Origin of the sequence: Gardnerella sp. DNF00550 (assembly GCF_049262685.1) — a bacterium.
Taxonomy (GTDB): Bacteria; Actinomycetota; Actinomycetes; order Actinomycetales; family Bifidobacteriaceae; genus Bifidobacterium; species Bifidobacterium leopoldii.
On record NZ_CP058397.1, the window covers coordinates 95,576 to 107,788 of the forward strand.

Annotated in this window: 8 protein-coding genes and 1 tRNA gene; 5 read left to right on the forward strand and 4 right to left on the reverse strand. The window is 40.9% G+C overall.

The window, feature by feature from the left end; genetic code table 11:
* Positions 1–178: 178 nt before the first annotated feature.
* Both HXT29_RS00285 and HXT29_RS00290 read right to left on the reverse strand, forming a co-directional pair.
* The gene (locus tag HXT29_RS00285) at positions 179–1,159 is read right to left on the reverse strand and encodes a glycosyltransferase family 2 protein (protein ID WP_004118638.1); all 981 of its coding nucleotides are present in this window, start codon (positions 1,157–1,159) and stop codon (positions 179–181) included.
* Positions 1,160–1,222: 63 nt separating this feature from the next.
* Entirely contained in the window at positions 1,223–3,538 is a 2,316-nt protein-coding gene (locus tag HXT29_RS00290) for a glycosyltransferase family 2 protein (RefSeq protein ID WP_422118367.1), read from the reverse strand.
* Between the two features lie 104 nt (positions 3,539–3,642).
* On the opposite strand from HXT29_RS00290, the gene HXT29_RS00295 reads away from it, so the two are divergent.
* Positions 3,643–4,479, forward strand: coding sequence for an ABC transporter permease (locus HXT29_RS00295; protein WP_004107518.1), 837 nt, complete (start codon positions 3,643–3,645; stop codon positions 4,477–4,479).
* A 54-nt stretch (positions 4,480–4,533) separates the two neighbouring features.
* Entirely contained in the window at positions 4,534–5,841 is a 1,308-nt protein-coding gene (locus HXT29_RS00300) for an ATP-binding cassette domain-containing protein (protein ID WP_174191611.1), read from the forward strand.
* Between the two features lie 50 nt (positions 5,842–5,891).
* Here the strand turns inward: HXT29_RS00300 and HXT29_RS00305 are convergent, their stop codons facing one another.
* Entirely contained in the window at positions 5,892–8,036 is a 2,145-nt protein-coding gene (locus tag HXT29_RS00305) for a glycosyltransferase (RefSeq protein ID WP_422118368.1), read from the reverse strand.
* 115 nt (positions 8,037–8,151) lie between these two features.
* Here HXT29_RS00305 and HXT29_RS00310 point away from each other — a divergent pair, with 115 nt between their 5' ends.
* Together HXT29_RS00310 and HXT29_RS00315 are read left to right on the forward strand one after the other, a co-directional pair.
* Entirely contained in the window at positions 8,152–9,399 is a 1,248-nt protein-coding gene (locus HXT29_RS00310; RefSeq protein WP_422118369.1) for a UDP-galactopyranose/dTDP-fucopyranose mutase family protein, read from the forward strand.
* 232 nt (positions 9,400–9,631) lie between these two features.
* Positions 9,632–9,716: transfer RNA gene (locus HXT29_RS00315), tRNA-Ser, on the forward strand.
* Between the two features lie 87 nt (positions 9,717–9,803).
* On the opposite strand, the gene rfbB is transcribed toward HXT29_RS00315, so the two are convergent.
* On the reverse strand, positions 9,804–10,895 hold the full coding sequence (rfbB, locus tag HXT29_RS00320; RefSeq protein ID WP_004118653.1) for a dTDP-glucose 4,6-dehydratase: 1,092 nt from the start codon (positions 10,893–10,895) through the stop codon (positions 9,804–9,806).
* Positions 10,896–11,100: 205 nt separating this feature from the next.
* On the opposite strand from rfbB, the gene HXT29_RS00325 reads away from it, so the two are divergent.
* Positions 11,101–12,180 carry a DMT family transporter gene (locus tag HXT29_RS00325; protein WP_422118370.1) on the forward strand — a complete coding sequence of 360 codons (1,080 nt, stop codon included), beginning with the start codon at positions 11,101–11,103 and terminating at the stop codon, positions 12,178–12,180.
* Positions 12,181–12,213 lie beyond the last annotated feature (33 nt).

The window sequence follows — 12,213 nt, forward strand, 5'->3', positions numbered from 1 at the left end:
AACGCGCTGAAAAATACAGCTGAACACCATACAATAGCATTGCTAAAAAAGCGCCCGAGCATTACGCTTACATGCTGAAAACGCTCAATCATACTTTTTGAACCTCTCTTTAAAAATTGCTTTTATAAAGTGCCTTCACGAAATTGTATTTATAAAATTATATTTACAAAGACTGTATTTACAAAGATTTCTCAATATAGTAGCGTGGACGATGCTTAGATTCCAAATAAATTTTGCCAATATAGCTTCCCAGTATGCCCATAGAAATCATAAGGAATCCGCCAATAAACCATATTGAGCACATAAGCGATGACCAACCAACAGCAGTGTGATTGGTAAATAAAGACACAATTACGTATACGAACATTGCAAAACCAATAACAATAGAAAGCAATCCCATATACGTAACTAATTTAAGTGGCTTAACGGAGAATGAAGTAATACCCTCTAAAGCGAAAGAAATCATTTTCCGCAAAGGGTATTTTGAAACTCCAGCAGTTCTTACTCCACGCTCGTAATAAACTTTGCCAGTTTTAAATCCAAGCATTGGCACAATTCCGCGTAAGAATAAGTTGACTTCACTGTATTCGGAAAGAGCATCCAAAGCAATTGCGCTCATTAGGCGATAATCCGCATGGTTTGGCACAACTTCTGCACCCATTGAAGCAAAAACCTTGTAAAAAGCCAAAGCTGTATTGCGCTTAAACCACGTGTCTTTTTTGCGCGAAGAACGAACTCCGTAAACAACCTCGCAATGTTCTTCAACAAATTTCTTAAGCATTTCGTCTACTGCATTTACGTCATCTTGTAAATCAGAATCCATAGAAATAGCAGCGTCGCAACCTTGCTTGCGAGCGTACATAAGCCCTGCGTAGAGCGCATTTTGGTGACCGCGGTTATGCGCAAGCTTTACTCCGCCAAAAAGTGAAGGGTTTTTGCGATTAAAAGAAGCAATTAAATTCCATGTTGAATCTTTAGAACCGTCATCTACAAAAATCACCTTGCTGTAAGAGTGAATGAGTTTTTGATTCATAAGATAATTCATCTTCGCTTGGAGGACTTCGGCGGTTTTAGAAATGCCTTCTTCCTCGTTAAAACAAGGTACAACAATGTATAAAATTGGAACACTTTTACGCTCATTGTTTAACGAAGTATTCATAATCTAACGATCTCCAACAGATTTACCTACAACAAACAGTATAGTATATTACGAGAATCTAAATTATTTATTATCTCTTCTCATGAGGCGTATCTTTTTCTGCAATTTTGCAATAATAGACGGGAAGGCTATTTTCTTCGCTGTTTTTACGATTTTTTCGCCAATAACATAGCGTGCAGAAGTGCGAATATTACTAATTTCCTGCTCGCATAATTCGCTTTTGCGCTCAAAATCAAGCATGCGCTCTTTTAGCCACAAAGTGCGAGAAGTGGCGTTAAGCTGCAACTTTTGGAATTCGTTATAAGCTTTTTCGTCGTAAAAATACGTTGGTAAGTTGTGTGAATTTCTTTCGTAATTCAGAACCTCTAATACTTCTTTTAACTTATCTTGGACGATGTTTGCCAACGATTCAGCAGTTACTCGCGTATGGCAATCGTGAACGAAGCTTTCCACAAGAGCATTCGCGTATCCTTGATTGTATGTTTCAAGAAGCCCTTCGCTTTCAAGCCATTTTCCAACCTCTAACACCGAATCAACTTCAAGCGGTGCTTCGTTGAATGAGGTATGATGCTCTATTGAAAGCCAGAAGTTTTCTGGAATTGTTTTACTGTTAAGGTTTTCGAACCCTTCGTCAGCTCCAATGCTGAACCTGCCATAAGCATTTTCGTATGATTTAGCCAAATCGCAATACATAATATTTTGAGCTGCTAATGCTGCGCGAGTGCTAAAAGTCATAAGAGTTGCAGGAGTATCGTTAACTCCAGCTTCAATGTGAGCAGATTTCAGAAATTCAGTTCTCCATACTTTCTGCCAGCCATAGTTGTAGCAACTGTTTATTAGAAGCTCTGCAATATCTTTAGGAGTGTAAGATCCGTAATAAGTATCTTGCAGTGTGTCATCATTATTTACAGGTCTAATAAAGCTTTCTTCAGAAAGATCAATATTATGTTTAATATCATTTTTAATGGAACAATCAATTAGATAATCACTATGCAAACTCTTATTGTTAAAGAACTCAAGATCAATGATCTTATTTTTATTGTTAGAGCATTTAAGCATATTATCTAAAGCGGCTCTAAGCACGTTTTCGTTGATTATATAGCTTGAAGGCATAAAAATAGTGTATTCTCCATGAGCGTAATCAACCGCTTTAGAGAGCATATCTTTTACAGTATATAAATTGTCATTTTGCAGAATTGTAAAGCGTTTATCTTTATCTGTAAATCTGTTAGCAATATTAAGAGTGCTGTCCAAAGAATGAGAGTCAACAATAATAAATTCGCAAGAAATATTGCTTATAGAAGTGCAAGCTTTAAGAGAATCAACAATCCAAGAATGAGCATTATGCGTAAAAATAACAAGAGAAAGCTCAGGATTAGATTCTGCTTTGTGTGCTTTAACTTCGTACGAGGATCCTAAGAAATCCATGTAGTAATCCATAAACTCTGGCCTTAAACGTGAAGCCATAAGGAAAACTTCTTTTGAATCCATAGAACTAAAAACTTCGCGAATAAGCTTGCGTATTTCCGGATTCTTATCGTCAAAACCAAACTCAGTAATTAACGAATTAACGTAATCAAATTCGCGTGAATAAAAAGCTTGTAAAACTTCGCGTGAAATATTCTGCTTACTGAGAAACTCGCGCATATCACGCAAACGGTCAAACGGAAGATGAAAATCTTTCAATAAACTAGAAGCGCCAGGATTAGTTTGACGATAATAGTAGTACTTTCCAGGATTCCAGCAGATTTTATTTGCTAAAACCATAGTTTGCGCAAAGAAAGGATTATCAGTCCAACCTGCTCCAGGAATCGGCTTAAAACGTATGGTTTCATTATTTTTGTTATCTCCGTTAAGAAAATCTTTGCGGTAAATAGCGGACCAAATAGAAGGATGATGGTAGAAAGGCTCAGCAAATTCATTCAAGCTAAAAATAGACCTGTGTTTAGGCATAAAATAACACAAGTTTGGCGTGTCTACTGCATCCTTATATCCATCTTTTCCATCGTAAAAAAGCCAGTATCCGCCTTTAATAATATCGATCTTTTCATTCGTAAGATCTGTATTGCTTAAAAGACGCTCATACATGTGCGGATCGATAAAATCATCCGGCTCAACAATGCTAATCCACTCGCCTTGAGCGCGTTCTAAACCACGATTGCAAGTGGCTCCATAGCCCTCGTTTTCTTTTTCAATAACAACGAATCGACTATCTTTTTCAGCAAAAGATTTCATAATATCGATGGAACCGTCTTTGCTCCCATCTGAAAACATTAAACATTCCCAATCAGTAAAAGTTTGATTTTGGATAGACTCTAAACATTCTGGTAAAAAGGCTTCAACATTATAAATTGGAACGATAATCGATACTTTCGGCATACGTACGATGTTAGCATAAATGTCTTATGTGTAGCACTTGCGTGTATTCGTATCATATTTGATTAAGCACATTCAATTACAATATAACTGATATTATAGGGAACGTGAAAAATCTCATAACTCGTTGTCGAAACAAGTACGCTTATGCAAATATCGTACTTCGTGGTTTAGTAAAAACCGATTTTAAGCTGCGCTATCAAGGCTCCTTCTTAGGCGTAGCATGGTCGGCGTTGAAGCCGTTGATGATGTTTTGTGTGATGTATCTTATTTTTGGCAAGTTTTTGCGAATGACAGATGGCACACCGACTTATCCTGTGGTGTTATTACTAGGTATTAGTGCATGGCAGTTTGTGCAAGAATCAACCTCGATCGGTTTGCGCTCGCTTGTAGATCGTGGCGATTTGTTGCGCAAAATTCATTTTCCAAACTACATTGTGGTGGTTTCAGCAACAGTTGGTTCTTTAATAAGCTTCTTAATCAACTTAGTAGTTGTGCTTATTTTTGCAATTATTGGAGGAGTGCATTTTACTTGGAGAGTGGTTCTGTTGCCAATAAGTTTGGTGCAGATTTACGCGATTGCAATTGGTATGGCGTTAATAATGTCTACTATGTACGTGTTTTTCCGCGATATTTTGCATATTTGGGAAGTGGTTCAACAGCTACTGTTTTACGGCATGCCAATTATTTATCCGCTTAGCTATGTGATTAATAAAGGCGGTATTTTTGCGGCACTGGCAAAGCTTGAGCTGCTTAATCCTATAGCACAATGCATTCAAGATATGCGTCACAATATGTTGGCTCCAGACACGCAACCAACTGTGTGGAGTGAATTTGGATTCTCTTGGATGTCTTGTGTGCCACTTTTACTTACTGTGCTCATAGTGTGGCTGGGAGTTTATCTATTTAGAAGAAACAGTCGTCTTTTCGTAGAAGTTATGTGACGATGTTGAAAATTGCGAAAATTTTACGACAGTTATGACGGGGAAGTGGAATTTATGAATACATTACAGGAAGAAGCGGAAGTGACGGCAACGCGAGAAGCTGAAGTGGATGTAGCGCGAGAAGCGGAAGCAAGCGACGACGATATTGTTCTATCAGTCAATCATGTAGGCAAGTATTTTAAACTACCAACAGAGCAAGCAACTGGTCTAAAGCAAGCGTTTATAAATCTTACAAAAGGTATTAAAGGCTATAAAATTCAGAACGTTCTTAAAGACATAAGCTTTCAAGTGCATCGCGGTGAATTCTTCGGAATCGTCGGTCGAAACGGTGGTGGAAAATCAACGCTACTAAAAATCATTTCGCAAATCTATTACCCGAATACTGGAAGTGTAAAAGTAAAAGGCAAGCTTGTGCCGTTTATTGAGCTTGGTGTTGGATTTAATCCGGAACTTACCGGCCGCGAAAACGTGTATCTTAACGGAGCTTTACTTGGCTTCACTCGCGCAGAAATCGACGCAATGTACGACGATATTGTGGAATTTGCTGAACTTGAAGATTTTATGGATCAAAAGTTAAAGAATTATTCTTCTGGTATGCAAGTTCGCTTGGCTTTTTCTGTGGCAATTAAAGCGCAAGGAGATATTTTAGTTCTTGATGAAGTTTTGGCTGTTGGTGACGAAGCTTTCCAGCGCAAGTGCGATTCTTTCTTTACTGAAATTCGAAAAGATCCTACTAAAACAGTTATTCTTGTTACGCATGATATGAATGCTGTTAAACGCTATTGCACGCGTGCGATGATGATCAGTGATGGTGAAGTTGCTGCGATTGGCAATACTGAGTCCGTGGCAGATCAATATACTTTGGCAAATATCGAAGCTGAACGCGAAAAGCAAAATAAGCTTGGCGAAAAGCTGGGCAAGGGTCAGTATGCTCAAGGTTTGAATGCAAAGTGCCCGTTGCTTAGGACGTATGCTTTGGAAGACAAGATTTACAAAAGTAGCGATACTTTCCGTTTTGCTGTTGAGTATCAGTATGACGAGCCGGGTGACTTCTATTTGGCGATCGCTTTGCATGACGTTCGACGTGGTGGAATCACTTACGATACTGGTTCTAAAGTGCTGAAAATGCAAAAGCGTGGGCATCAAACAGTGTATTTTGAAATGCCGCTAAATTTGTTTAACAATGGCGAGTTTACGCTGTTTACTTCTTTACGCACACCTAGCCCAACTGAGGATGATTATACAGATTTGCTAGCTGTGGCAGTGGATGCGAACGCCTGCACGTTTGTGATTAGAGATAGCCGTAATCGCGACTATGCTTTGCTAAGCGATCGTGCTATGACGATTAAGCAAGTTTCGTGAAACATTTGTCGGTAATTTCTCCGGCGTTTTGTAGCTGTTTCTTCCGTTACTTACTTGTTGTTGGTTGAGTTGAAAATTTTATCCCAACTTTCAATGCTTGCCATATCGTAGCTGCGATACTCTCTAGACAGCTTCTTCCACTTACGCAACATTTTTAACGACAAAAGTGCGTCCGCATGCAACATTTTACGGAATAACTTGCTATCTCGTTGGAAAAGATTCAGAGTAGTGCCATCTGGAGCCGTAACAATTGCGGTATTAACTCCCACAAACGAAGGCCAAGAAACGTCTTGAGCTGGGATTGCAACTTCTGGGCGAGGATTCTTTGCGTGCTTTTCGTGCGCAAACAAAGCCTTAATCGTTGCGTGCTTTTGTGTTTTACGCAAAGCCTTAGCGTCATGTGCAGTAAACGGGCTTACGTGTTCGCGCAAAACCTCACTAATGAGTGCCTTATCGTTTACCGGCTGCGTGTCGCTAAACGCTTGGCGCGCTTTACGAACCTCGCCAAGCTTTTGTGGCATTGAATCAACAATATATTGCGGTCCGCGCAAGATATCCTGTAATCCCATATGATGCAAATGCATTGCAGAATACGCAAGTTTTAAGCCGGAAGCCAAGTCGCTTCGAAGCATTTCAATCGCGAAACGTAAGCTTGGATGAGTGCAATGAAGTAATCCACAAATCCAACGATTGCGCTGGAAGAAGTACTCTTCCCAAGTGCGTGAAGGATCCTTATCGTGCCAAGCTTGATGCCAAACTGCCACTCCTGGCAGGCAAATCGTGTGGTATCCGTGCTCAAGTGCTCTAATCGAATATTCAGTATCGTCAAACTTAATAAACACAGGTAGCGAAAGACCGATTTCTTTCATAATCGCAGTTGGAATAAGGCTCATCCACCAACCGTTGTAATCAGTGTCTATTCGCTGGTGACGTTCTGGGCAATCTTGCAAAGTAATCGCTGCAAAATCATGATTGTAATCAAGATTCTGTGAAGGCTTCATCCACACATTGTTGCGCGTGAAACGCTCACCTTGAGTGTAAAGGACGGTACGATTATCCAAGTGAAGCATTCCGCCGCCAATAATGGCTGGTTTAATTGTGTAATCAGCAAACTGAAGCGCGCGAAGAATACACTCTGTTTCACTAATTGCGTCGTCGTCGAGAAGCATTGTGTAACTGCTTTTTCCTGCTTTAAGCGTTTCAAACATGCCGCGCGAGAATCCGCCGGAACCGCCTAAATTAGCCTGCTGAATATAGGTGAGCTGGTTGCCAAGATTTGCGCTTGTTTCATTAAATCCAGGCTGATTCTTAACTAAATCGGTGCCTTGATCTGTGCAATAAATTGTGTCAAGTCGCGCGCGAAGTGCTTTGTTTTCTGCTATTGCCTTCAACTGATTGTGGCAGTATGAAGGGCGATTAAACGTAGTAATAGCAATAGAAAAAGTGCTATTTGATTGCTTAGCTGAATCTTCCTGATGCTTTGTGTTGCTAAATTGCACTTTATTTACAAAAGGAACACTCCATTCGGCATTGCTAACAGTTAGACTGCTAGAATCGCTTGCTTTAGCTTCAAACCAAAAATATCCACCGTCTGCAAGACCGGTCATAGGTATTTCGTAGCTAATAATTTGTGTATCTTGCGTAACTTGTGCTGGCTGGTTTGGTTGCTGTTTATTAGAATCAAACTCAAACTTTTGCACAGGATACGTAAGCCCGCGGCCAGTCGATCGCATAAGTTGCAAGTAGCCAGTGCCTTCAACACTGGCAGTGAACTTAACAGTTTTTACGCTCGTCCAATGCTGCCAATAGCTTGCAGGAAAAGCGTTAAAGAAAGTGCAAAGAGACACATGTTTTCCAGATGCAATGCAAAGTGAGTTGCGCGAAAGAACAGTGCAAACCCCTTGAGTTTCAACATTTGGCAAATGACTGCTAGTGTCTGCAAGAAACTTTTTAAAATCAGTAAGATTGAGATTATTTATATCGATTGCGCGCATATTCATACGAGGATCGAGCACAGTGCGCTGCAAATACGAGCGATGCCAAGGAATTACGTAAAGTGGCATAGTAATTTCAACGTCTTTTACAGGGTAAACAACACGATTTACAACTTCCCAACTTCTATTGTTGCTATTTGCGCTGCTAGTATTTTGCGCTTCTTGTATTTCTTGGGTTTTTGCACTCTTTGCCTTAGTCATATTAGATATTATATATACGCTTAAGCCTATTCTTAGAATGTATTGTGCATGAATGAATTGAGTTGGAGCATAGTTTGAATAATAAGCCCAACTAAAAGTACGAAAGGTAAATGATATGACGCAAGCAGCAACCTCCCAAAATACAACTTACCCAGATTTAGTAGTTGTTGGAGCAGGATTGTTCGGCTTAACTGTAGCTCAACAAGCAGTGGAGCATACTGGCGCTCGCGTTGAAATTATTGACGTTCGTAATCATATTGGCGGCAATGCTTACTCGTATTTTGACGAGCGAACGGGAATCGAAATTCATAAGTATGGTGCGCATCTTTTCCACACAAGCAACAAGCGCGTGTGGGATTATGTGAACCGTTTTACGTCGTTTACTAACTACGTGCATCGCGTGTACGCAACTCACGACGGCGAAGTTTACCCGTTGCCAATCAACTTGGGTACGATTAACCAATTCTTCCATGCGCACTACACGCCAGAAGAAGCGAAGGCTTTGATTGCAAGCCAAGCGGGGGAGTTTGCTGGCAAAGATCCGCAAAATTTGAACGATAAGGGCATTAGCTTAATTGGGCGTCCGCTTTATGAAGCGTTTATTAAAAACTACACAGCAAAGCAGTGGCAAACGGATCCTTCTGAGCTTCCTGCTGGAATTATTAAACGCTTGCCTGTGCGATTTAACTACAATAATCGTTATTTTAAAGACACTTGGGAAGGCTTGCCAACGGACGGCTACACAGCTTGGATGCAGCGCATGATTGACGATCCGCGTATTCACGTTTCGCTTGGCGTAGACTTTTTCGACGAGTCGCAGCCATTTAACAAGTGCGCGTTGGCGGAGGCTGGAGTGCCGGTTGTTTATACCGGTCCGGTTGATAGGTATTTTGACTATGCGCTCGGCGAGTTGAAGTGGCGCACTGTGGACTTTAAGGAAGTGCGTTACGAGGAGAGCGACCATTTTGGCTGCCCAGTTATGAACTATTCGGATGCTGATGTGCCATTTACGCGCGCGATTGAGTTTAAGAACTTTAATCCAGAGCGTGAAGAAGTTGGCGGAGAGGCTAGTGACGATACTAGCGGTGAAGCTGATTTTGTGCCGGGTAAAAGTGTGAAAGCTGGGGAAACTGTAGTGTGGCAGGAGTATTCTCGCGCTGCAACTCGCGACGATGAGCCTTACTATCCTGTGAATACTGATGCAGATAAAGCATTGTATGCGCGCTATGCGGAGCTTGCTGCGGCTGAGCCTCGCACAGTTTTCGGCGGTCGCTTGGGCACTTACAGCTATTACGACATGCACAACGTAATCGACATGGCTTTGCGAGCTTATGAATCGCAAGTAGAGCCGCTGCTTAAGTAGGTTGCTGCTTGCTGTGCTGTGGCTGCTTACTTGCTACTTATTGCGCTGCTTAATCGTTCTGCTTTAGTAGATAGTGCGTGATTACCTCGCAAACGACCTTTTCTTTACTCTCGTGTAAAGTTTCTGCCGTTTCGGCGTGTCAACGCGCGTATTAATTTGCAATATCTCAAATTTGTGGTATTCTATTTAAGTTGTTTGCTTATCAATCGATTTGATTGTTAAGTTAACATTTGGAGAATTCGCCTAGTGGTCTATGGCGCACGCTTGGAAAGCGTGTTGGTGTAACAGCCTCACGAGTTCGAATCTCGTATTCTCCGCGCCTAGGGTTTCTAGCCAATCGCTAGAAGCCCTTTTTTCGTGCCGAAAAACCCGATTGATGCTTAACCTAATTTCGCCACCCAAATTCAGTGCCCTAATTCAGCATAATGCTGCTCGACTTGCGCTTTAATAGGCTTCCATAAATCAGCGTGAGAGTCGTACCACGATATTGTTTCTTGCAAGCCTTGCTTCAGATTGTTGTACTTAGGCTCCCATTTTAATTGCGTTCGAATTTTCGTAGTATCTAGTGCGTAACGCCTATCCTCGCCTATTCTGGGATTTACATACGCTATATTTGTTTCCGGCATGCCCATTAACTGCATCAAAATCCGCAAAATATTTATGTTGTTAACTTCACAGTTGGCACCGATATTATATGTTTCACCGATTGTTCCACGCGTTAGAACATGCCATATTGCGTCGCAATTATCTTCAACGTGGATCCAATCGCGTATCGAATCTCCTACGCCGTACAATTTTGCTGGCATATTGCACATAATATTTGTAATTTGGCGAGGAATAAACTTTTCAATATGCTGTCGTGGCCCGTAATTATTGCTGCTATTCGAAATAGTTGCGCGCAAACCGTAAGTCCTACACCATGCTTTTACCAACAGATCGCCTGCAGCTTTGCTTGCAGAATATGGACTAGACGGACAATATGGACTTGACTCGTCAAATTTAAGCACGCTGTCAATAGGAAAATCCCCGTAAACTTCATCGGTACTTACTTGATGGAAACGAATATTATATTTGTGTGCAAATTTAATGAGCGTATGCGTTCCTAAAATATTTGTGCTTATAAATGGGTCAGAAAACTCGATTGCATTATCGTTGTGTGATTCTGCAGCAAAATTTACAATTGCGTCGATAGCAGGAAGTGTTGTTCCTTCTGCCGTTTTAATTGGATTATGCGGATCTAATAGCTGATCAACTATATTTTCGTCTCGAATATCTCCGCGAATAAAAGCGTATCGGTTGTTTGCAAAATCTTGAGGTAAGTCGTAAAGATTTGCCATATTCCCAGCGTAGGTAAGCAAATCAAGTACCGTAACAGCAACCGTTGTATGATGTTTAGCTATGTAATGCACAAAATTAGATCCAATAAAGCCTGCGCCGCCAGTAACTAAGATGTGGTGTGGTTGAAAAGTATTACTGCTTGATGCGTAGTTGTGCATGTTACCGCCTTCATATGGCTAGTGCGTTGATTTTATTGTTTAATATGCGCATTTTGAATTGTAATTTTTTAATACTATATATTTCTTTCGTGTGTGCAAGTAGAGTATGTTTCTCTAAAGTGTTGTTTACCAGCAAATTAGTTGAGTAGATGTGCAATAATTACTGCATGTTTGCTTGTTTTGGGGATGCGAGGTGAATCTAATAATGGTTAAGTTTTCTTGGCGTAGCAGTGCGCATGATTTGGATTCATCAAATATTGATTCCTCTTCAACAAAAAAGCAACAATCTTCAAAATTGCAATCAACAGGTTCAAAGACTTTTGACACATCAAAAGCTGCAGCAAAAGCAATCGAAGGCACTCCAAATAAACCTAATCCAGCGTTAAATCATTCTACAAACGCTATTCTTGTAGGAATATTTTTAACTCTTTTGGGTGGCGCATTTTGGGGTGCAAACGCAACAGTTTCGAAAATCCTTATGTCGACGTATCACGTATCTCCTTTGCAAATCGCTTGCGTTCGTCAAATTGCTGCTGGCATGTTATTTGTCATTACTGCTGCAGTGTGCACTCCTAAGCAGTTAAGTGGTGCTGTGAAAACTGGTCGCACATGGATTTCGATGGCGTTTACTGGCGTAGTTTGCGTGCTTCTTACGCAAGTTTCGTATTTATGGACTATTGATTGGACTAATTCTGGCACTGCTACTGTGCTTCAAAGCCTTAACTTACTGTTTGTTTTGGTTTATGTGTGTTTTCGCTCTCGCCGCGTGCCAACTATGCGCGAAACTATTGGAGTTGTGCTAGCTTTTGCAGGAACCGCTTTAATGGCTACAGGCGGTAATCTTTCTTCACTATCTTTGCCTGTTATGGGTTTGCTTTGGGGTCTTGCAGATGCTGCGTCTACAGCGGCGCTTGCTATTATGCCTGTGAAATTGATTGCAAAATGGGGAAATCTGACTGTTAATGGCATTACGTTTATTATTGCTGGTTTTATTATGCTCCCGTTTGTGCGACCGTGGGAAACGATGCCTGCATTAGATTTGCGCGCTATGCTGCTTTTTACTTTTACTGTTATTGCTGGAACTTTTGGAGCATATTGGCTGTTCTTAGAGGGCATTATGCGAGTAGGTTCTGTTCGTGGTACTTTGCTTGGAGCTAGCGAGCCTGTTACTGCTGCAATTACTGCTGTTATGTTTACTGGAGCCGTTTTTTCATGGGCAGATTTTGTGGGATTCGGGCTTATTTTCGTAATGATGATTTTGCTTTGCAAACGTAGCGCTCAGTAATTTTTAAAGTAACGCATTAAAATAAAACGCTTG